Source organism: Natrinema salsiterrestre, from assembly GCF_029502005.1.
Taxonomy (GTDB): domain Archaea; phylum Halobacteriota; class Halobacteria; order Halobacteriales; family Natrialbaceae; genus Natrinema; species Natrinema salsiterrestre.
Window position 1 is genome coordinate 12,326 of record NZ_JAMQOT010000011.1, and the last position, 20,073, is coordinate 32,398.

A 20,073-nucleotide genomic window follows, 5' to 3' on the forward strand; every position below is an offset into this window, starting at 1 on the left:
AGTAGAACAAGCATGACAAGCCAAACAATCCATCTTGATATCACGGGAATGTCCTGCGCCAACTGTTCGGCGACGATCCAGGACACTCTCGAATCGCTCGACGGGGTATCGGAGGCGGATGCGAACTTCGCCACCGACGAGGGTTCCGTCACCTACGACCCTGAAGAGGTATCGCTCAAAGAAATCTACGACGCGATCGACGAGGCCGGGTACGGCGCAGTCTCTGAGACGGTAACGATTGCCATCTCCGATATGACCTGTGCCAACTGCGCCGAGACCAACCAAACCGCTCTTGAAAATATTCCGGGCGTCGTTAATGCGGAGGTCAATTACGCAACCGACGAAGCACAGGTCACCTACAATCCTGCGGAAGTATCTATTGGTGCGCTGTACGATGCTATCGAGGAGGCTGGCTACTCGCCCGTCCGCGAAGATGGTGCCGACGAAGAGTCGGGCCAGGACGCACGAGATGCCGCCCGTCAAGCCGAAACTCGGAAGCAACTCAGGTTGACCCTCTTTGGGGCAGTGTTATCGGCACCGTTGCTCTTCTTCCTCATCGACAATTATCTGCTCGGTGGCGCGATCGTCCCTGAAGCCGTCTTCGGTGTGGAACTTGGCTGGGTTGAGTTCCTCCTCGCCACGCCGGTACAGGCGATCCTCGGCTGGCCGTTCTATAAGAACTCGTACAAGGCGATCGTGAAGAACGGCCGCGCCAATATGGACGTGCTGATTGCGATCGGTTCAACAACGGCCTATCTATACTCTGTGGCAGTCCTTGCTGAACTCATTGCAGGTGGACTTTATTTCGACACGGCAGCCCTCATCCTCGTGTTCATCACGTTGGGTAACTATCTCGAAGCTCGGTCGAAGGGCCAAGCGGGTGAGGCCCTCCGAAAGCTCCTCGAAATGGAAGCCGAAACGGCGACCATTGTCCGCGAGGACGGCAGTGAAGAAGAAGTTCCGCTTGAAGAGGTCACAACTGGTGACCGGATGAAAATTCGTCCAGGTGAGAAGATTCCCACAGACGGTGTCGTTGTCGACGGTCAGTCTGCCGTCGACGAGTCAATGGTCACTGGCGAATCTGTGCCTGTCGAGAAAGAGGAGGGCGATGAGGTCGTCGGCTCGACGATTAACGAGAACGGCGTCCTTGTCGTGGAGGCGACGAAGGTTGGAGAAGACACGGCCCTCCAACAGATCGTCCAGACAGTCAAGGAGGCCCAGTCGCGCCAGCCCGACATCCAGAATCTCGCCGACCGCATCTCCGCGTACTTCGTGCCTGCGGTCATCGCGAACGCCCTTCTCTGGGGTGTCGTCTGGTTCCTGTTCCCCGAGGCTCTCGCTGGCTTCGTCGACTGGCTCCCGCTGTGGGGTCAGGTTGCTGGCGGCCCGGCCCCGGTCGGTGGGACCGTTTCAGTCTTCGAGTTCGCGATAATTGTCTTCGCGTCCTCGATCCTCATCGCCTGTCCCTGTGCGCTGGGGCTGGCGACGCCCGCAGCGACGATGGTCGGGACGACGATTGGTGCCCAGAACGGCGTCCTGTTCAAGGGCGGTGACATCCTCGAACGAGCGAAAGACGTCGATACAGTCGTCTTCGACAAGACGGGCACACTCACCGAAGGGGAAATGGAACTCACCGACGTGGTCGTCTTTGATAGCGATGGAAATGTGGTGACTGACGGTGGCGAGCCGACCCCAGATGGTGGACAGCTCAGCACCCGTGAGCGCCTCTCAGAGGATGATGTGCTTCGACTGGCGGCGATAGCTGAAAGCGGCAGCGAACACCCGCTCGCCCGTGCAATCGTCGAAGGGGCCGAAGAACGCGGCCTGGACGTGACTGAGCCTGACGACTTCGAGAACGTTCCGGGCCACGGGATCAAAGCAGTCATTGGTGACAGCGAGGTGCTGGTCGGCAACCGCAAGCTGCTGCGGGACAACGGGATCGACCCCTCTCCCGCTGAGGAGACGATGGAACGCCTCGAGAACGAGGGGAAGACGGCGATGCTGGTCGCCTACGAGGGGGAGCTCGTGGGTGTGGTCGCCGACGCCGACACAGTGAAGGAAAGCTCCAAGCAGGCTGTCACAGCACTCCAGGAGCGGGGAGTTGACGTGATGATGATTACGGGCGACAACGAGCGAACTGCCCGTGCGGTCGCTAAACAGGTGGGTATCGACCCGAAGAACGTCCGCGCAGGAGTCCTTCCTGAGGACAAGTCCAACGCGGTCGACAGTATTCAAGACGAGGGCCGGCAGGCGATGATGGTCGGTGACGGCGTCAACGACGCTCCGGCACTCGCGGTCGCACACGTCGGGACAGCAATCGGCTCCGGCACCGACGTCGCCATCGAAGCTGCAGACGTCACGCTGATGCGAGACGACCCGCTCGACGTGGTAAAGGCGATCCGAATCTCAGACGCGACACTCCAGAAGATCAAACAGAACCTCGTGTGGGCGCTCGGTTACAACACGGCGATGATTCCGTTAGCGTCGCTCGGCCTCCTCCAGCCCGTGCTCGCTGCAGCAGCAATGGCGTTCTCGTCGGTGTCGGTGCTGACGAACAGTCTCCTGTTCCGGCGGTACACCCCCGATCACGACTACAAGCTCTTCGGATTTCTTCGCTAACCGTCACCTCTAGATCAATGTCGAATATTTCCCGGCACACGGTTCGAAGGTACCTCGTCGAGACAGCCAGTAGCGAACCGACATACCTCCGGGCTCGCGAGATTGCCAGCGACCTCGACGGATCTCCCAAGGCAGTCGCGCAGTACCTCAGCCAGCTCCAGGACGAACTCACAATCGTTTCACTCGAACAGTGGGGGCGCTCGAAAAGCACGACGTGGCGATTGGAGGTGAACGGGTCGTGAGTACTGTCACCCGCCGCGTCGAGACTGTCCTTCCGGAGACCGGCTCACGCGAGTGGTGGGCGCTGTACCTGCTGGCCCCGCTCGTCCTTCTCGGTGGGGGCATCCTCGTGTTTCCGACGTTGGTCTACGACCGGTTCATCTGGCAGTATCTCTGGGGACCAGTCGTCGCCGATGCGGCCGGTCAGCCAGTCACGCACGAGGGGATTCGTGCTGTCCAGGGCTACAACGCGGTGAACACGGTAATCTACCTCGCGGCAGTCGTATACAGCCTCCCCGGACTACGTGCGTATCTCGACCAACTCGACGTCACGTTCGACGCACGACTGGCCTACGGGTTCGCTCCGATCATCATCGCAGGTGGGGCGATGCGCGCCCTCGAGGATCTCGGGCTGCTCGGGGACTACGCGGTGTGGTTCATCACGCCATCGATTTACATCGTCGTCACCGCTGTCACCATCCTCGCGCTCGGTGTCGGTGCACTCTTGCGTGACCAAAATATCGGATCTATCCCGCTAACAGTCGGGCTCGTCGGGTCGGTGTGGGCTGTCGGGGCCGTCTGGTGGGCTGTTTGGCACGGCCTCTCGACATCGACCCCACTCCGCCTATGGGTTCCTGTCGCGACGACGGGGATAGCGCTCGGCGTAACCGCACTCTACTACTGGGGCACGAGTTTCGCCAATATCACCCACCTTCGACACCCGCTAATTCTGCTGGCCGTTTTCGGCCAGTTGTGGGACGCTGCGCAGAATCTCATCGGTGTGACGTTCCTCGGCTACTCCCCAAAGCTGGTCGTGACGAATCTCGTGTACCAGGCGACTGGATTCTCCGGATCGACGTTCGTGCTGAAACTCGTCGTGACTGTCGGCATCGTGTGGTATCTCGCCGATGCGAAAGAGGAGATGAATCACACGTGGTGGTGGCTTATGACGTTCTTCATCGGAGCGATCGGACTCCCGATGGGCGTTCGTGGGTCACTTCGGATGCTGTTGGGAGCTTAACGATGGCCTCAAAGATTGGCAAAAACCGATGACTCGAACGTCCAAAATTGCGGTAATAGGTGGAGGGATGGCCGGGCTTGCAGCAGCTGCTGGATTCGACGACGCTGGATTCGTCGTCGAACTATATGAGCGGCAGTCCTACGATAGCAAAGGCGTTAATTGCGGAGAAGCGATGACAGCGGTATCGAAGATCCCACTCGAACCGACTGTAGAGAACGGCTTTCTCAACCCGCTGCCAGCGATGGAAGTGGAGGTGTATGACGGAATCGACGCCGATCGCCACCGCACTGGAGCCGGCACCTTTCCTGCTGCGGATACATATATAACGGACCGAAATGTCGTTGAGCAGTCCTGGGCAGAACAACTCTCAGAGAAGGGTGTTGACATCCACGAAAACCAGTCTATCACACGGACAGATTTCCACGAGTTCACCGATGAGTATGATCTCGTCGTTGATGCAACCGGTCAGCCATCACTCTCTAGTAAAGCGCTCGGAACAACCAACGAGTATTCAGGATATATGGTAGCGCTTAACAGTGATGTCGAAGGGGACTTCACCGAGTTGTACCCGAACAGCCGGATAATTCTGGAGAACTATACAGGGTACTCGTGGGCATTCCCGAAGACATCGCAACGAGCCAACGTTGGTATCGGCTGGACGGTCAGTGACCGGCCTAATGATTATATGAAGGCATTGAGGGAAGCCTGTGAGCGGAATGGGTGGCCAGTCCCGTCGCAGGAACGGACGAACGTCGCAATCATTCCCGAGGGACCAAGCCTTGATCCCGACAGAACCCATCTACCGGAGCATTCAGTCGTACGAGTGGGTGATGCTGCAGGTATAGCAAACCGACTCACCGGAAAGGGGATCTCACAGGCCGTTGAATCGGGATTCTTGGCCGCAGAGCTGGCTAACAGAAGCCAATTACACAATTATCCTGATAGATTATATCAGAGGATGAAAACGGAGTACATTTTCGCCACAGTTGTGAGATACTTTCTTGAAACTCGTAATCCCAAGGTTCTGGGAGCAGCAATTCGTGCCGCTGCCGGGATCGATATTGAAGACGTTGACCGGTCTCCGAGTGCAGTTCTACTGCGTCTCCTCCGCCACCCTGTTTTATTTGCCCGTATTTTCTCGAGACGACGAGTTTTAAACCGTGTCTATGGAGGAATGACTAACCAGTGGGAGTTAATTGATTGATATCCACTCGAGTTAAATTCTCAGAATCTGTTAGCTACTGAGAGGATCGGTAAGTACAAAGGATTAGATCAGTAGATGAATTCAGTCCCTCAAACAGAATTTTCCGAAATCCAGAAATCGGTGGGCTCAGCTTCATCGGTGCTCCTGCTTACATGCCCCAGCACACAATCAGTGCGTTGAGGGTGACCGAATTCCTTCTTGAGGATCATCCAACTCACCTCTGACACCCGCGTTCCTGCAATGAGCCCCGACTCTTAGAGATCACGAACCACCACCAATCTTTTTACCACTTCTGATAAACTCAGTCGTGAGGTGAAGTATGCCATGTCAACACAATCCATTCGAACGAGATTTCTCGGAACTGAGACGTCGTTCTCGGTCTCAGGAGCCTGGTTGTCGTATTGGATCCTGCTGCTTCGGCTGACCGCCGGGTGGTGGATGCTCCACGCCGGCCTTGACAAGATCTGGGCGTGGCCCTTCGACGCCAGCTGGTTCGTCGGCGGAGCCGCTCAGGGCACGATTCTCGCCCCCTTCGTCACGCCGTTCAGCGACGGCATCCTGTTGGCGTTCGTCAACGTGGCGGTACCGCTTGGGCAAACCGCCATCGGTTTCGGGCTGATACTCGGTGTCCTCACGAGGACCGCCGCCTTCTTTGGTGCCTTCATGATGCTGTTCTTCTACTTCATCAACGGCTACGGTGGCGGCTGGGCCAACGGTATGGTCACGGGTGAACTACTTGGGATCATGGTCTTCGGAACCATTGTGGCACTCGGAGCGGGCGGCGTCCTGGCAGTCGATAACCGCCTGCGTGAGATGGAACTGTTCGAGAACACGCGATTACGGAAACTCCTCGGGTGACTACCAATGAGTGACTTATCAACGGCAGACCAAATCGCCATGTACGTCGGCGGTGGCTTGGTTGTCTTGGGCGTCGTCGTGATCGGCCTGCTCGACATGCTACTGGGAGCCGGGCACCCAGTCGATAGCGAGGGAGCAATCGAACACGCTGCAGTGGTCCCCATCGACATTAGGGCGGGCATCATCCTGCTCGGCTTGGTGATTTGGGGACTCGTCGCCGTTTACAAGTTTGCCGCAGGGTCGGCACCGTCGGGATCGACTACGGGCCAAACCCCATCCGGCATGGACGACTAGTTCAACAACTCAGTCCGTGGAGCCATTTGCCAGTTAACTTTTCGCGTTGCTCGCACTAACGTCCATCTGATGCACCTAAACGTGAAGACAAACACGATTTTCAGGAGTAGCCTTATCGTTTCTTGGTTTTCCTTCTGGTCAGTACGCGCGCTTTATTCAGCAGAACGAACTTAACACTCTTTGGTTTGGTAGAAGAAACTGAAATCAATACGCAATAGAAATTTCTGGATTTAAGACTGAAATTAGTATATTGAAAATAATATTTCAATATAGCCCTGACTTCCGATTCTGGTTTGTCTTTCGAAGAAAGGTGTACGGGTGTTTTTTCAATTCAGCTGTCCTTCGGTTAACCGTTAGAACGGGGTAATCTGCTTCCTCGATCACTTGAGCTGCGACGCTTCCCTGTAATAGCCGACGAATGCCAGTCAATCCTCGTGTCCCCATTGTAACAAGGTCGATGTCAGTCACCTCAGTGTATTTGAGAATCTCCTGCTGAGGTTGACCAAAGCTCAACGTAGTTCGGACAGGAACGTCCAAGGTCGCTGCCTTCTCCGTAATGTCCTCCAAGAGCCGAGTTCCCCGCTGTTCCCAAGAGTCAGTGACCTCTTCCCACGTGAATCCAGGCCGACTCGAATAGGACTGTTCGGAAATGACAAAAAGTCCATGTAGGGTTGCATCATACCGTTTAGCAATTTGTAGCCCATGTTTGAAGGCCACAGATGCCTCGTCGTATCCATCCGTAGGCACGAGAATATCTGTGAACTGACTAGTAGATAACTCTCCTACCGGATCAGAGGGATCCATATCAGGTATCGTCAAGACAGGAAGAGAGATATTTTGAATGATGTGGCTGGAGACGTCTCTCCGGAGAATTCGTGCTAATCTAGTCTGTGTAGGTTTCTGGTGGACAAGCAAATCGATATCATTCTCCTCAGCGTATTCCCGAATAACACCTGAAGAGTGCCCACTATCCACTGCTGGTATCACATTGAGTCCGAGCGAGTGGGCCTGATCCACCACGGGTTCAATTACCGCTGCTGCGTCCCATTCCTCTTGTTTAGTGACTTGGTCGGATTCCACCTCCGTGCGTTCCTCATCTTGAATAGATAATACGTGGAGAGCCGCATCATACGTTTCTGCAAGTGATAGACCATATTGGACCACTGAGTCCCTTATATCAGCTCCGTAGAGTGGAATGAGAATCTGGTTGTACAGGTTGATGTCCGCACCTTCTCGAACTTCTAGATGGCTGGGGGAGTTCATACATATCTATACGTAACGACGATTTACCGTGCTTTCTGTTAAGAATCGAAACCGGGAGAACAGTCTCTGGGGTGGTGACTTGAGGCTTTTATCGCAAGTAACTCGCTATAGCACGCCTATTTCGAAAAGAGTGGAGACGTCGTTTGGAGTCGCATCAGTTCGACGAGAGCGTATTTCCCACAGTTTCGAGGAGTGAAGTGTCGAAGTCGGTGCGACGAGTCATGCTCTGGGTCATGTTGGGCGCAATTTAAGGCCGATATGCTCGTTGACGGAAAACCGTCACGGCAGCACCCTCGACCGATGAGGGTCGCCACATGGAGACGAATACGGGACTCTGACCTTTGGGGTTTCCTACTCAGAACTGAAAGTCGCCTTCCCCGTCGTGCTTGAATCCGTTCTCAATACACAGGAAAGGTCGACGTACAATTGAATACCCCCGAACCAAGTGACGAACATATGGAACGGACCGTAACTCGTCGCGGACTACTACGGGTCGGTGCGACGACAGTCACACTCGGAATTGCCGGCTGTTTAGGATCATCGAGTGAGGACGAGTGGGACATCGAGGGGACGCTGGCAGTGACGAACGCTCAGCAATACAGTTCACCTGGCTGTAGCTGTTGTGGACGATATGCGTCGTATCTTCGGGACCATCTCGACACGACGCTCGGGGAAACCGAAACCGAGGACGTGGCGGATCTCAAGCGCCAACACGGTATCCCATCGGATTTACAGAGCTGTCACACACTCGTCCTCGACGAGTACGTCGTCGAAGGACACGTCCCTGTCGAGATTATCGCGACGATGCTCGATGAAGAGCCGGCAATCGACGGCATCGCGTTGCCCGGGATGCCGGCCGGTTCACCGGGGATGGGCGGGACGAAGTCCGACACATTCACCGTCTACAAACTCGGCGGCGGAAAGACAGGTAACGTGTACACCGAGATCTGAACAGAGAACACCTGGTCAAGATACTTTGGGACGGCAGTCGACAGCCTGAACGATGATTCGACGACTCCTCCATGGCCTCGGGTATGTGCTCGCGTACGTACTTTTCCTTGGCGCGAATACGCCGGACTCGGTCGTCACCCGTCTTCGCATCGCGTATCGTCTTGTCGGTGTCCGGATCGTCGAGACGCCACAGATCGATTCGGTCGAACGGACGATCTTCCTGTGTCCGTACCGAAATCTGGGCGCCACTTGGTTCGGGGAGAAGTGGATCTGTCACGACATCCTAGACCGCGTGGACGACGGCTACGTGACGTATCTCCGGCGGCACAAGGGAATCGACTACCAGCGTCCTCGCGGGTGTGCCGACCTCGCGTACTGCGACGAATCCGAGTACTGCTATTCGGAGGTTTCCGAACTCGAGTAGGTGACCGATGGATCAAAGTACTCTACGCAACCGGATCACCGACCAGTTCTCCTACCGCGGCGAGCGAGCCGATATCTGGCGGGCGTTCGACCTCCTGTTCGATACTGACGAGTTCCTCAATCTCGGCTACTCGGAGTGGTACCAGCCACATATAGCCGGTTCGAGTCAACGTCGCCTCGTCACGGAAGTCGGCTCGAGGGTCGCGTCGCATCTACCCACAACCGACGGAGTGCGCCTCCTCGATGTCGGCTGCGGTCGGGGGGGTCCAGCCCTCCACCTCGCCTATCAGTTCGGCTTCAACGTCACTGGTGTCGACCTCGTTCCGTACAACATCCAGATGGCAACCGAGAACGCACGGGGTAAGCACCTCGATTCCGAGTTCATCATCGGTGACGCGACACAACTCCCGTTTACCAGGGACTCGTTTACCGCGTGTACAGCCATCGACGCGCTCGTATACCTCCCCGAGCGGAATCGCGTTTTCGCTACAGTCGCAGATACCCTCGAACCCGAGGCGGTTCTCGTAGTCTCCGATCTCGTGATGCAGTCAGACGTGACTGAAACGGAACGGAGATTGGTCGATTCATTTGCGGATGCGTGGGATATGCCGTCCTTGGGTACTGTTGAAGGATACAAAGCTGCTCTCGACGAGACAAGCTTTGAGCTCAAAGCGGTCGAAGATATCACGAAACACAGCGTCGGACGCTTCCGAAAGTGGACGACGCTGTACCTCCAGCTACTCACGAGCCCGCTCCGGGCTCTCATTGAACGACTGTTAGGAGCGTATGATCTCGATCCCCTAGCGATTACTGAGCAGGTACGGAAGGCTCACCACGCGCTGCCGTTCCTGCGACACGTTATCTTCGTTGCGGAACTAGAGACTACTTGACTGCTACTTGCACGGCGCAAGAAAGAATCGGATCGTCACGTCGACGCTTGAGCATCCACGAATTTGGATGGACCTGTGGGGTCTTCACTCCTCGTGATTGTCGTGTGGTGGATCGTGACCCATAGGTTTAGAATTGGTTCAGACTCCAGTATTTATATAGGACACAGATAGGAATCCGTTGGTATACTCGAACGATAGTTCGGGATTGTGAGGTACTAACCGTTGATTGTGGAGTCAGAAAAGCCAAACCGTGCAGCACGGCTCAAATCGCTATGTATCCCGACTTTGGATTGCTAAGAACAAATTGCTTGGTTCAGGCCCTCGTACCATTGATGTGGGGTGAAACCGAATGGCAACTGATCCAGTCTGTGGAATGGACGTCGATGAAAGTGATCCGGCGGCCACAACTGAGTACGACGGTCAGACGTACTACTTCTGTGCCGAGGGCTGCAAGGAGACGTTCACCTCGACACCGGAGGATTACGTCTAACCGTCACACCCCACACCTGCGTCGTAGCTCCCCCACACCCACCCCCATTCACCCGATCCCCTCACCCCCATTCCGCCTTTCGATGACCCAACCAGAACTTGACGACACGGATCGCGAAATCCTCCGTCTTTTAGCGGAGAACGCGAGACGACCCTACAGCACTATTGCTGAGGCTGTAAATCTTTCACCCCCGTCCGTTTCAGCACGCGTCCGTCAGTTGGAGCAAGATGATGTCATTCGTCGATTCACCGTTGATCTCGACCTCACACAGTACGAAAACCGGATACACGTCATGGTACGCCTCCAGCCTGAGCTCGGAAAGACAGATTCACTTCGAGAATCGATCCTCAAGGCCCCATACGTAGAACACGTATTCACAACTGCTGAGGGCGAGATCGTGGTTGTTGCGACACCGCCGCGGACTACGGTCGGAAACTGGGTGCAGCACAGTCTACCACTGAGTGACGTGCGACGATACGACGTGCAACTGCTGTCAAGCGCCACCCGTTCAGCCTATGCCAACGGTACTGAATCCGTACTTACGTGCGCACACTGTGGAACCACTATCAGCGAAGACGGAATAGCTACCCGCGTTGGTGGATCACTCCAGCAGTTCTGTTGCAAAGACTGCGAGACCGCGTTCAAAGGAGAGCACGAGAATCCTCAAGAAAAGTAGAACTACAGATCAATGCCTGTTGACCCCGTCTGTGGGATGGAAGTCTCACAAGAAACTGCCGACCCGACTATCGAACACGACGACAAAGTGTATCACTTCTGCTCGGAAGACTGTCGAGCAGTGTTCGAGGAAGTACCTGAGAAGTATACCGAAACGCCACATCCGCATCTCGTTGAATCGGGAGGAATGACGCTCCCCCGAGTGCCATACGGTCGAGCCACTGGAGAGTTCGATCTCTCGATAACCGACCCATCTTCACTTAGCACGGGAGATAGTGTTCGCTTCTCGAAGACGATCACAGACGAGGATGTTAGGAAATTTGCAGAGGCGACCGGAGATACAAACGCGGTCCATCTCAACGAGGCATTCGCTGAAAAGACCCGGTTTGGCCACCGCATCGCTCATGGAACGCTCGTCTCGGGAATGATAAGTGCTGCACTCGCGTGCTTTCCCGGAGTCACGATCTATATTTCCCAGAATTTGGAATTCCGCCGACCAGTCAGCATTGATGACACCCTGACGGCCCGATGTGAGATCACCGACGTTCTCGATAACGACCGATACGAACTCACAACACAGATCGAAGATGATAGTGGAAGCCTCGTTCTCGATGGGGCAGCCACCGTTCTGATCGATCCCCTACCGGACTGAATCCGGCAGGGCTGTCGTGTTGACCACGACGAGATTCCCGAGACCGTCGTATGACATCTGTTGTAGACCAACTCGGAGGCCCATCTAATCAGAAGGGGTATTCGATTCGATAAGTCCGAAAACTCGGCCATCACAGAATAGTGCGGAGGAAATACTACTATTCAGGGTCGCGTTGACAGTGTCGTTTTGGATTTGAAAGAGTAATCGGAGTGAATTAGGAGCGTGTACATGTAGCTGACAATGGGATCATCCACAACTACTACGCCAGAAGGGAACAGTAGTGAGGTACTCGTTCGTGCTGAGGGAGTCGAAAAAACGTACGGGTCAAGACTCCCATTCACACGATCTGTGACCGTCTTGACCGGTGCCGATCTCGAAATTCGGACGGGGGAAATCGTCGGGATCGTCGGCGCGAACGGGTCGGGCAAATCCACGCTCATGAACATCCTCGTCGGTGTCCTCGAACAGGATTCCGGAACAGTCGAACGGACGGGAACCGTTGGCTGGTGTCCACAGGAACCACTGCTTTACGACCGCTTGACGGTCGGAGAGACGTTCCGACTGTTCGGTTCCGGATACGGAATGACCGCCGAAGAAATCGACGAGGCCAAACACCGCTTGGCGTCGAAACTCGATTTCGAGCAGTACCTTGACTACCGAATCGACCAACTCAGTGGTGGAAACCGGCAGAAAATCAATCTCAGTATCGCCCTGATGCACGATCCGGACGTCCTCATGCTGGACGAGCCCTACACTGGATTCGACTGGGAAACGTATCTCACGTTCTGGGATCTCGCTGAGGAACTCGCTGCCGACGGAACAGCTGTCACGATGATTTCACACCTGATCGAAGAGCAAAGTCGTCTCGACCGCATCTATGAGGTTCGTGACGGACAGGTCTACGACGTGACTGACCAGGAAGGCGAGACTGATGCAACGGCCAGTGAACGGGGGGAAGAGACCGATGAATAGGGTTTGGACGGGGATTCGGGCGAACGTCTCCACCTTCCTCAGAACCCCCCTGAATGTTGTCCTAGCACTTCTCCTTCCGATTGTCGTTATCGAAGGCTGGGGACAAGCAATGGCTGGGTTACCAAGTATGCCGACGGTCGAGGCGATTCCGATCGAGCTAGGTCGCCTTCTCGGAGCGATATTCGGGGTCGCCATCATTGCCGGCCTGATGGGACTCGCGCAGATGATTAGTGCGCGTGCAGCCGATCGGCGACTCGTTCAGACAGGCTATCCACCCCGAACACTGCTTGCGACTCGATTAGCGGCGCTCGGAGGAGTGACCGTTGTCGTGGCTGCCGTGAACTACGGCGTTCTCTGGCTGACGATTTCACCGGAAGCCCCTGTCCTGACGTTCGTATTCCTCGTCCTCGCCGGCCTCGTCTATGCGTTTCTTGGCGCACTCGTCGGGGCGCTCCTTCCGCGACTGTTCGAAGGCTCGCTCGTCGTGGTGTTCCTCGCGATGATGGACGCGTTCCTCAGTGGCGACAGCCCGCTGGCTGCTGACATTCCTGAGTTCGTGGAATACTTCCCGCTCTATCATCCGAAGGAACTCCTTCAGGAGGCGATGTTCCAAGGTACATATACGACGGGCGACCTCGGCTTCGTTGCCGGATACCTGCTCGTCTTGCTCGTGCTCGTCACCGTAGTGTTCGGAGTGACGATGCGCACCAGTGGTGGGTGGTCCGCATGAACCGTACGACAACGGCGTTCTCGATCGGCATCAAAGAACAGGCGCGTAACTACGTCCTCGTCGCTCTACTGGTCGTCCTACCGGTCTCGTTCATCACGTTGGCGTTCGCAGTCACCCAGGACGTCGAGATGCCGGTTCGGACGCTCGTCGACGGTGAGACGGCGACGGTCATGCGGGGGATGCCTGAGGTCCACGGCGTGATCATGACGCCGATTACGAGTGCTCTCATCGCCGGACTCGCCGGGTTGTTCCTGATGCGAGAAGCCAAAGACACGGACGGTCGTCTGGCAGTCGCTGGCTATCGTGCATGGCAGGTAATCGCTGCCCGGTTTGGGGTTCTCGCAGCAATTACTCTCATCGTCACCGGTGTCTCAGTTGGTGTGATGCTCGTCGATTTCCAGCCCGAGTATCTCTGGTGGTTCGTCGCAGCGATGCTCGTCGTCTCGGTCACGTATGGTCTCATCGGGATGCTCGTCGGGGCCGTCTTCAACCGCCTAGCCGGGATGTGGCTGATGCTGATTCTCCCGATGCTCGATATCGGACTGTTTCAGGATCCGCTGTTTATTCAATCTGAACCTGATTGGTGGATGAAACTCTTTCCGGGCTATTGGCCAGTCCGTGTAATGGTCGATACCGGACTCACAACCGACGTAGATACGGCTCTCTCGTTGGTGTGGGCTACTGGATATCTTCTCCTCGTAGCCGTGCTCGCAATTGGTGTTTACTACCGAGCCACACAGGCGAGTTGATCACAAGAGAAATCAGTCATAAATGGAACAAAACAAGTCACGGGATCGTTCTGAAATCAAAGGTATCGGTGAGGGCGGTATTCTCTAATCCCCGAATCACTTGACCCCGGTGAGTTCACCCTCTCACGGTGGCAATCAGTTGGAGATGTCCTCATCAGTAGCATCTAATCGCTCACGGCGACGTCTATACTCCTCCTCGTCAATTTCGCCCCTGGCATAGCGGTTCTGGAGCGTTTTTCTGGCTGAGTCGTCGGTAGTCGATTGAGGAGATTTTTGGTTTCCAAGCCAGTAGAGCCCGCCACCGAGAACGCCCAGCATTCCGAGTACGCCACCAACAGCTGGTAGCCCTCCAACTCCACCTCCGTTGCGGCCACTCATCATTCCAGAACCACCTCGTCCCATCATTCCACCACCAGTATTCCCGCTTCCATCGCTGCTTGAGCCGTAGGCGACTGTACCCTGGTCAACAATCGCCTCACTCGATGGGACCTCTCCATCCGGGATTGAATCCTCCTCTGCCGGTCCGCCAGGACTGCCAACTACGATCCGTCCGACCATCCCAATCGACTTGTGCGGGATGCAGTAGTAATCATACGTCCCTGGCGTTTCGAACGTATATTCGAAGCTCCCGTCTGAGATCGTCCCACTATCGAAGGCGGAAGCGCCCTCCGGAATACGATCTGCGTACGCCGTAGCGGAATGTGCCCCCGCTGCGAGTTCAAATTGAACGGTTGTCCCGGGATCAACACGTAGGCCGATTGGGTCGAAGTAATTGTTTCCCATCTCCACGATGGGCGTCTCCTGTGCGTTCGCTGACTGAGCAAAGCCGGTGCTGGCGACTGCGCTGGCACCGACAATGCCTAAGAATTGACGTCGGCTGTGATGTGTCATGTTGTCTGGATCATTCTTCGGTGGGTAGCTACGCGCGATACTGGTGCGAAGACTTCGGACGTGACTCACTCCGAACTTGTCGTTTGTTCCCATTACTACTCATAACCATATGCTGAATCGAGCACACCATTTCGATGTAACGGAACGATGCTGCCGAACGGTTGGTTTCGATACCCTCGAGTCGATCCGCAGGTGTTCAAACGGGTGAAACGCGGTTTGGGTAGTGGTCACTCTGATTGTTCGAGCTTTTCTCGTCGGGCTTCGAACTCTTCGTCCGTGAGATCGCCACGAGCGTACGCCAGACGTAACTCTTCCATCGCGGGATTATGAGACGTCTGTGTCTCGCTCATCCGCCGGAAGATGAGATATCCACCGCCCAGAAGCGCAAGGAGGAAGATGACCGGGACGAGCATCCCGATGAGGGGCCACCAACCACCTGTGGTACCGTACTGGCCCATCATTCCTCCGTATCCCATCATCCCACCGAACCCCATACCCATTGTGAGCAAGGGAAGGAGGATGAACGCTCCGAGGACGATGAGCAGTATCGTCGTCGTATCCAGTTGATCCGATGATGCCATCAGAGATCAGGCCTCCGATGCGGATCCGAACTCGTCAGTTACGGCTGCCAGTACGCGGTCGAATCGTTCGCTGACCTCGGTCGCGACGGAGTCAAGCGCGTCGTTATCAGCGATCCCGACTAACTGTTCCGGGTCGACCGCACTCACCACGATGACGCCGTCATCGTTCTCGTAGACGATGACGTTACAGGGCAAGAGCGCACCGAGTTCAGTTTCTACACTCAACCCTTCGTATGCCAGCGGAGGATTGCACGCACCGAGGATGCGATACTGGCGGAACTCCTCACCGAGTTTCTCCTTGAGCGTCGCCTGAATGTCGATGTCACAGAGAACACCGAATCCCTCGTCTTTGAGCGCGGCATTCGTTGCGTCGACGACATCGTCGAACTCTCCATCAATCTTGGTTTATATTGTGTAAATCATGTAATACTGTATCCTGTTTACGCACTTAAGCGTTCGGTCCCGTCGCCCCAACTGGCAGACGAGAATTTTTTCTCGACGATGCTCCTTCTATTTCGGTCATGGGCACTACTCGAGTTGCTTTCGTCGACGTTCGAACTCTTCATCGGAGAGTTCACCGCGAGCGTAACGCTCACGAAGAACCGAAAGCGGCCGACTATCACTCCTCTCAGAATCTCTGTTGAGGAGTGAGTAGACGAGATAGAGCGGGACGACGATTAGGAGCCCCATCCAAAGGAAGCTCCAGAGGCCCATTCCACCGCTGAAGACCCCCCAACCGCCGCTACCCATCATACCGCCGCCGTAGCCTCCACCACCGTGAGCCGCTGCGGTGCCCGTTGCTACAATCAACAGCGGAACCGCTAGTATTGCGATTCGACGAGTCGTCCGCCCGAGAGTGTTGGTGTAGTGTGTCATTGTGATCGTTGAGTCAGTAAGTCGAATATCTATCGTGTCAGACGAGGATCCGAACAGGGATCGTTAGCAGCCGTACCCCTGTCCGTTCATCCCCGTCGCGGTGTGATTGTCGTCCGCCATATCTTGGGCCATCTCGTCGACGGTCACGCCCATGTGCGCTTCCATCTCGTCAACGGCATTCGGGCCCATGTAGTCGGTCATGTGACCTTCCATCCAGGCCGCCCAGTCTGCTGCACTACCATCGGCTGGCGTCCCTTCAGCTGCCGTCTCGTTCCCCTGGATCGGTTCGTCACCGTGTGCGCTAACTACCGGGGCGGCAAACGCGAGTCCGACAATCGCGAGCACCACGAGCAGCCATCGTCCGAGGTTTCGGTTGGTCATTGTTTTTCGCCTCAAGTAGTCATACGGTGGGTTCGGAGTTATCTTCGTGGGAGTGAACTCAAACAGGAGAGCGTTCAAGAACGTCTATAACGCCATCTAAACGTTTTCTACTGACGGGATCGTTCATACCTGCCGAATTCGAAAGGATCAGAGGAATGGTGAGAGCAAAGGGGATCCGTCGAGACTGTTCACCTCATTGCGGCGATCCAGACAATAACCACGGTTCAGGCGGCGAGGGAGGCTCGGGTATTGCTGACCACGAACGAGATGGATCAGTTCCCTCGGAACTGGTGATACTGCCTCGTGAGTGCCTGACGATGGTAGAGGATTCCAATTGTCATGAGGAACAGAACGGTCGCAATTTCGTAGCCATACGCACCAAGCAATAACATCGTTGAAGAACCACTCAGTCCGCCTGCAAGTAGTACGGCAAACAACGGGCTAACGCAGGCAGGGCACGCCACAATCCCGACTATTCCTCCGACTGCCGACTGCGAGAAATCAAGCAATGCATCATAGACGAGATACGCCAGCGCGAACAGGCCAACCGCTTGGTAAGGAATGAGCGAGACCGTGATCAGGTCACCTGTATAGACGAAGACCGGACTCCATCCCAAAGATCGACCCCACGTTATTCCGAAGCCGCTTGGTCCAGTGAGCTGCCCGAAATGAGAGGTGCTCGGTCCAAGTAATCCTGAAAAATAAAACATCACGATGAGATATAGAGCAACGACAAGTGCGGCACCAATACGATACACTCGACGTTTCGTTACAGGTCGAGTGTGCCAGATCACCCAGACTGAGGCGGTGAACCAAATAAATGGAAGGACGAAATGGGTCCACCGGCTCCCCATATCTCCTGTGAAATATGCGTACACCAACCCGGCGATCAACTGTGCGGCGAGGAGGAGATTGAGCCACGTGCTTGACTTGAGAACCCGGCTAATGCGATCAGTTTCGAGTGTTGCTTGTGACATGATGGGTAGTGTTAGTATGAATTTCTACGTCTGTTAGTTCTGCAGGTCATCACTCGGATACACGCGGTAGGTTCGACCCTGTCGTTCCCGATACAGCAGCCCGCGCTCCTCGAGTGAACTCACGGTCTGGCTCACTTTACTCTTTGAGAACTCAGATCGATCCCGAAGTTCGATCTGCGTGATTCCAGGCGAGTTCAGGACGGGTTCAAGGACGCGTCGTTCATCATCCGGTAAGAGATCGAGAACGCGCGCTTGCGGATCCGATTCAGGATTGATAGGCGTCGCCGGCGAGGCGTCATCGTCTATCGATGTAGGCGTTGCCTCCGATACCTGATCGGGGTCGATGTGATCCGCTGAGTCGGTTGTCGAATCGATGAGATTCCCTCGAACCACGTAATAGATGCCACCGATACTGCCTGCGACCAGAAGGGTTCCAACCACGTACCAGAGAGGATCTGGACCGTGAATCGCCCCCATAGACGAGTCCATCATCGGCCCCATCGACTGCTCGATAGCGCGACGCTGTTGATAGGCCCGCCAACTGAGTAGTCCGCCAGCCAAGAGGACGAACCCAAGGAGCACACCAACGACGGTATCCGCTGGACGTTGGTTCATATGACATCCCCTTGTTTCGATATCTGACTGCTCATACAATCAATTTTGGCGCGACAGGTGTGACAATTGCGGATTGAAGGTGCGATGATGAAGTGCTTCACAGCGGATGAACCACAGTACATCTATCAGTGATCGTGATCGTGGTTTGTTATCTGCGGGCTTTGATCAGCAAATTCCGTGGGCTCTTCCTCGAATGCCCGCTTACAGGTCTTCGAGCAAAAATAGTACGTCATCCCATCATTGGACGCACTCGGCCCCTCATCGTCGGTCCGCATGCCACACACCGGATCACGATACTGACCTGGTGCGCCGATTCCACGTCGGTAGACATACAGGAGGAACCCGGAGAGCGCGAAGGCGATAATATTGAGGTAGAACGTGTAGTTGAGCTCGAAGTACGTCTGTTCGGTCGCCGTCTCGCCACCGGCCAGATCTGGTACGATGCCGAGGGCGTCGAACAGCAACTCCATGAGGAAGCCAGTGAACGCCATCGTCACGAAGAAGACGCCAAGGATGTACAGCATGATCTTCCAGCCGTAGTACTTCCGGTAGACGTTCAGCACGGGCACGGTGATGAGGTCGGCGTAGACGAACGCGATGATCCCGGCGAAGCTGACGCCACCGCCCCACAGCGCGACGGCGAACGGGACGTTGCCCATACTGCCGACGAAACTGAGGACGGCGATGATGACGCCCATGACGGCGTTCTCGGCAGTCACGAGCAGGCCGTCGCCCTGAATGAACAGCGTGTTCCACACCCACTGCGGGACGAAGACGATGACGAACCCAGAAATAAGGAAGCCGGCGACGATGTCTTTCCAGATCATCGACCACTCCTTGCGGTACTGATTCCCGACCTTGTACCAGCCACCCCACGACAGCAACTCGTCACGCCACCCGCCGCTACTCGACGTCTCCTGGCGATAGGTCTCCATACAGCCCTCCGAGCAGAATTTGAGCGTCTCACCGCCGTCGGTCGTGAGCGTGTACTCGTCTTTCCCCTCCATCCCGCAGGTGGGATCTTCCGTGACGCCCGCCTGGCGGTCGCGCTCGTTGAGCTTCTCGCGGACTTCGTTAAACAGGTTTTCGGGAAGCGTAAGGTGGACGATGGCGGCCATGACGGCGATGAGAATCAGGCCGCCGAGCAGTTCCGCGACGAGGAACTCCCAGCCAAGCAGGATGAGAATCATCAGCCCTAGTTCGACGATGAGGTTCGTCGACGCGAACATGAACGCGAGGAAGTTCACCGCGTGCGCCCCCTTCTTGAACAGGCCCTTCCCGATGGCGACGGCGCCGAAACTACAGCCACTGCTTGCTGCTCCGAACACAGTCGCCTTGGTAAGTCCAGTTAGATCGCCCTCACCCAGCACCTGTGCCATCCGCTCCTTCGAGACGTAGACCTGGACCAGACTCGTAATCGTGAGGCCCATGATGATCGCCCACGCCGCCGTCCAGAGAAATCCGACACCGATACGAAGGGATTCAAGAACTCCGTCGATTATCGTCGCCTGCATAGGTGTATCATTGTAGGGATCATCTATTGCGGTTTTGATTAGAATATACTGCCTATGAGGGTATCAGTACTATGGCATCGTAACCGTCGGCCATAGATGATCTATCGTGAAGAGGGGAAAACATTGCAAACCTCCACAAGCTCCACGGAATCCGACTTCAGATTCAAAAGGGGAATCTGATTAAATCACGCCGACGTATTAGAGGCTAATGGGACCAGTAGAGACCGA

General features: G+C 55.7%; 24 protein-coding genes. 15 read left to right on the forward strand and 9 right to left on the reverse strand.

The annotated features are described in order from the left end of the window. The first annotated feature begins 12 nt into the window (after nucleotides 1-12). From NDI89_RS20715 to NDI89_RS20735, 6 genes are all read left to right on the forward strand, one after another. A complete protein-coding gene (locus NDI89_RS20715) occupies nucleotides 13-2,619 on the forward strand; it encodes a heavy metal translocating P-type ATPase (RefSeq protein ID WP_004594598.1) in 2,607 nt (868 codons plus the stop codon). A gap of 17 nt (nucleotides 2,620-2,636) precedes the next feature. After that, nucleotides 2,637-2,861 (forward strand): DUF7123 family protein, encoded by a 225-nt coding sequence (locus tag NDI89_RS24105; protein ID WP_004594599.1) that lies wholly within the window; start codon nucleotides 2,637-2,639, stop codon nucleotides 2,859-2,861. Continuing rightward, nucleotides 2,858-3,859, forward strand: a complete 1,002-nt coding sequence (locus NDI89_RS20720; RefSeq protein WP_050050397.1) for a DUF63 family protein — start codon at nucleotides 2,858-2,860, stop codon at nucleotides 3,857-3,859. Before NDI89_RS24105 ends, NDI89_RS20720 begins: the two co-directional genes overlap by 4 nt. 67 nt (nucleotides 3,860-3,926) lie before the next feature. Continuing rightward, the gene (locus tag NDI89_RS20725; protein WP_231741202.1) at nucleotides 3,927-5,063 is read left to right on the forward strand and encodes an NAD(P)/FAD-dependent oxidoreductase; all 1,137 of its coding nucleotides are present in this window, start codon (nucleotides 3,927-3,929) and stop codon (nucleotides 5,061-5,063) included. Nucleotides 5,064-5,456: 393 nt separating this feature from the next. After that, nucleotides 5,457-5,921 (forward strand): DoxX family protein, encoded by a 465-nt coding sequence (locus NDI89_RS20730; RefSeq protein ID WP_277524503.1) that lies wholly within the window; start codon nucleotides 5,457-5,459, stop codon nucleotides 5,919-5,921. A gap of 6 nt (nucleotides 5,922-5,927) precedes the next feature. After that, the gene (locus tag NDI89_RS20735) at nucleotides 5,928-6,215 is read left to right on the forward strand and encodes a hypothetical protein (RefSeq protein ID WP_004594603.1); all 288 of its coding nucleotides are present in this window, start codon (nucleotides 5,928-5,930) and stop codon (nucleotides 6,213-6,215) included. A 264-nt stretch (nucleotides 6,216-6,479) separates the two neighbouring features. Here the strand turns inward: NDI89_RS20735 and NDI89_RS20740 are convergent, their stop codons facing one another. Continuing rightward, nucleotides 6,480-7,478: a universal stress protein gene (locus tag NDI89_RS20740; protein WP_123538919.1), complete on the reverse strand. Its 999-nt coding sequence runs from the start codon at nucleotides 7,476-7,478 to the stop codon at nucleotides 6,480-6,482. Nucleotides 7,479-7,934: 456 nt separating this feature from the next. Between NDI89_RS20740 and NDI89_RS20745 the strand changes: the two genes are divergently transcribed. From NDI89_RS20745 to NDI89_RS20785, 9 genes are all read left to right on the forward strand, one after another. Further along, on the forward strand, nucleotides 7,935-8,429 hold the full coding sequence (locus tag NDI89_RS20745; protein ID WP_123538918.1) for a DUF411 domain-containing protein: 495 nt from the start codon (nucleotides 7,935-7,937) through the stop codon (nucleotides 8,427-8,429). Nucleotides 8,430-8,481: 52 nt separating this feature from the next. Further along, entirely contained in the window at nucleotides 8,482-8,853 is a 372-nt protein-coding gene (locus NDI89_RS20750) for a hypothetical protein (protein ID WP_123538917.1), read from the forward strand. Nucleotides 8,854-8,860: 7 nt separating this feature from the next. After that, nucleotides 8,861-9,742 carry a class I SAM-dependent methyltransferase gene (locus NDI89_RS20755; RefSeq protein ID WP_156586786.1) on the forward strand — a complete coding sequence of 294 codons (882 nt, stop codon included), beginning with the start codon at nucleotides 8,861-8,863 and terminating at the stop codon, nucleotides 9,740-9,742. Between the two features lie 349 nt (nucleotides 9,743-10,091). Further along, a complete protein-coding gene (locus tag NDI89_RS20760; protein ID WP_123538915.1) occupies nucleotides 10,092-10,232 on the forward strand; it encodes a YHS domain-containing protein in 141 nt (46 codons plus the stop codon). Between the two features lie 82 nt (nucleotides 10,233-10,314). Then, nucleotides 10,315-10,908: an AsnC family transcriptional regulator gene (locus NDI89_RS20765; protein ID WP_123538914.1), complete on the forward strand. Its 594-nt coding sequence runs from the start codon at nucleotides 10,315-10,317 to the stop codon at nucleotides 10,906-10,908. A 12-nt stretch (nucleotides 10,909-10,920) separates the two neighbouring features. Then, a complete protein-coding gene (locus tag NDI89_RS20770) occupies nucleotides 10,921-11,559 on the forward strand; it encodes a MaoC/PaaZ C-terminal domain-containing protein (RefSeq protein WP_123538913.1) in 639 nt (212 codons plus the stop codon). A gap of 348 nt (nucleotides 11,560-11,907) precedes the next feature. Next, nucleotides 11,908-12,531, forward strand: a complete 624-nt coding sequence (locus tag NDI89_RS20775; protein WP_123538911.1) for an ABC transporter ATP-binding protein — start codon at nucleotides 11,908-11,910, stop codon at nucleotides 12,529-12,531. A gap of 127 nt (nucleotides 12,532-12,658) precedes the next feature. After that, nucleotides 12,659-13,261: an ABC transporter permease gene (locus tag NDI89_RS20780; protein ID WP_227262413.1), complete on the forward strand. Its 603-nt coding sequence runs from the start codon at nucleotides 12,659-12,661 to the stop codon at nucleotides 13,259-13,261. Then, nucleotides 13,258-14,010, forward strand: coding sequence for an ABC transporter permease (locus NDI89_RS20785; protein ID WP_049909288.1), 753 nt, complete (start codon nucleotides 13,258-13,260; stop codon nucleotides 14,008-14,010). The genes NDI89_RS20780 and NDI89_RS20785 overlap by 4 nt, the downstream gene beginning before the upstream one ends. 135 nt (nucleotides 14,011-14,145) lie before the next feature. Here NDI89_RS20785 and NDI89_RS20790 read toward each other — a convergent pair whose 3' ends face one another. From NDI89_RS20790 to NDI89_RS20825, 8 genes are all read right to left on the reverse strand, one after another. Then, nucleotides 14,146-14,793, reverse strand: coding sequence for a plastocyanin/azurin family copper-binding protein (locus NDI89_RS20790; protein ID WP_231554254.1), 648 nt, complete (start codon nucleotides 14,791-14,793; stop codon nucleotides 14,146-14,148). A 335-nt stretch (nucleotides 14,794-15,128) separates the two neighbouring features. Further along, a complete protein-coding gene (locus tag NDI89_RS20795; protein ID WP_049983674.1) occupies nucleotides 15,129-15,482 on the reverse strand; it encodes an SHOCT domain-containing protein in 354 nt (117 codons plus the stop codon). 6 nt (nucleotides 15,483-15,488) lie between these two features. After that, nucleotides 15,489-15,881, reverse strand: coding sequence for a DUF302 domain-containing protein (locus NDI89_RS20800; protein WP_277524636.1), 393 nt, complete (start codon nucleotides 15,879-15,881; stop codon nucleotides 15,489-15,491). A 129-nt stretch (nucleotides 15,882-16,010) separates the two neighbouring features. Next, nucleotides 16,011-16,358 carry an SHOCT domain-containing protein gene (locus NDI89_RS20805; RefSeq protein WP_049986201.1) on the reverse strand — a complete coding sequence of 116 codons (348 nt, stop codon included), beginning with the start codon at nucleotides 16,356-16,358 and terminating at the stop codon, nucleotides 16,011-16,013. A 63-nt stretch (nucleotides 16,359-16,421) separates the two neighbouring features. Beyond that, nucleotides 16,422-16,739 (reverse strand): hypothetical protein, encoded by a 318-nt coding sequence (locus NDI89_RS20810; protein WP_004048656.1) that lies wholly within the window; start codon nucleotides 16,737-16,739, stop codon nucleotides 16,422-16,424. Between the two features lie 272 nt (nucleotides 16,740-17,011). Then, nucleotides 17,012-17,716: a DUF7546 family protein gene (locus NDI89_RS20815; RefSeq protein ID WP_123624180.1), complete on the reverse strand. Its 705-nt coding sequence runs from the start codon at nucleotides 17,714-17,716 to the stop codon at nucleotides 17,012-17,014. Nucleotides 17,717-17,749: 33 nt separating this feature from the next. Further along, nucleotides 17,750-18,331: a helix-turn-helix transcriptional regulator gene (locus tag NDI89_RS20820; RefSeq protein ID WP_004048657.1), complete on the reverse strand. Its 582-nt coding sequence runs from the start codon at nucleotides 18,329-18,331 to the stop codon at nucleotides 17,750-17,752. A 125-nt stretch (nucleotides 18,332-18,456) separates the two neighbouring features. Next, nucleotides 18,457-19,845 (reverse strand): permease, encoded by a 1,389-nt coding sequence (locus NDI89_RS20825; RefSeq protein ID WP_049986199.1) that lies wholly within the window; start codon nucleotides 19,843-19,845, stop codon nucleotides 18,457-18,459. Nucleotides 19,846-20,073 lie beyond the last annotated feature (228 nt).

Bases quoted from the DNA above. Each gene is read 5' to 3' on its own strand.
- NDI89_RS20715 (WP_004594598.1), top strand. From the start codon at position 13: ATGACAAGCCAAACAATCCATCTTGATATCACGGGAATGTCCTGCGCC.
- NDI89_RS24105 (WP_004594599.1), top strand. From the start codon at position 2,637: ATGTCGAATATTTCCCGGCACACGGTTCGAAGGTACCTCGTCGAGACA.
- NDI89_RS20725 (WP_231741202.1), top strand. From the start codon at position 3,927: ATGGCCGGGCTTGCAGCAGCTGCTGGATTCGACGACGCTGGATTCGTC.
- NDI89_RS20735 (WP_004594603.1), top strand. From the start codon at position 5,928: ATGAGTGACTTATCAACGGCAGACCAAATCGCCATGTACGTCGGCGGT.
- NDI89_RS20740 (WP_123538919.1), bottom strand. From the start codon at position 7,478: ATGAACTCCCCCAGCCATCTAGAAGTTCGAGAAGGTGCGGACATCAAC.
- NDI89_RS20745 (WP_123538918.1), top strand. From the start codon at position 7,935: ATGGAACGGACCGTAACTCGTCGCGGACTACTACGGGTCGGTGCGACG.
- NDI89_RS20750 (WP_123538917.1), top strand. From the start codon at position 8,482: ATGATTCGACGACTCCTCCATGGCCTCGGGTATGTGCTCGCGTACGTA.
- NDI89_RS20755 (WP_156586786.1), top strand. From the start codon at position 8,861: ATGGATCAAAGTACTCTACGCAACCGGATCACCGACCAGTTCTCCTAC.
- NDI89_RS20760 (WP_123538915.1), top strand. From the start codon at position 10,092: ATGGCAACTGATCCAGTCTGTGGAATGGACGTCGATGAAAGTGATCCG.
- NDI89_RS20765 (WP_123538914.1), top strand. From the start codon at position 10,315: ATGACCCAACCAGAACTTGACGACACGGATCGCGAAATCCTCCGTCTT.
- NDI89_RS20770 (WP_123538913.1), top strand. From the start codon at position 10,921: ATGCCTGTTGACCCCGTCTGTGGGATGGAAGTCTCACAAGAAACTGCC.
- NDI89_RS20780 (WP_227262413.1), top strand. From the start codon at position 12,659: ATGCCGACGGTCGAGGCGATTCCGATCGAGCTAGGTCGCCTTCTCGGA.
- NDI89_RS20785 (WP_049909288.1), top strand. From the start codon at position 13,258: ATGAACCGTACGACAACGGCGTTCTCGATCGGCATCAAAGAACAGGCG.
- NDI89_RS20790 (WP_231554254.1), bottom strand. From the start codon at position 14,793: ATGGGAAACAATTACTTCGACCCAATCGGCCTACGTGTTGATCCCGGG.
- NDI89_RS20795 (WP_049983674.1), bottom strand. From the start codon at position 15,482: ATGGCATCATCGGATCAACTGGATACGACGACGATACTGCTCATCGTC.
- NDI89_RS20805 (WP_049986201.1), bottom strand. From the start codon at position 16,358: ATGACACACTACACCAACACTCTCGGGCGGACGACTCGTCGAATCGCA.
- NDI89_RS20810 (WP_004048656.1), bottom strand. From the start codon at position 16,739: ATGACCAACCGAAACCTCGGACGATGGCTGCTCGTGGTGCTCGCGATT.
- NDI89_RS20815 (WP_123624180.1), bottom strand. From the start codon at position 17,716: ATGTCACAAGCAACACTCGAAACTGATCGCATTAGCCGGGTTCTCAAG.
- NDI89_RS20820 (WP_004048657.1), bottom strand. From the start codon at position 18,331: ATGAACCAACGTCCAGCGGATACCGTCGTTGGTGTGCTCCTTGGGTTC.
- NDI89_RS20825 (WP_049986199.1), bottom strand. From the start codon at position 19,845: ATGCAGGCGACGATAATCGACGGAGTTCTTGAATCCCTTCGTATCGGT.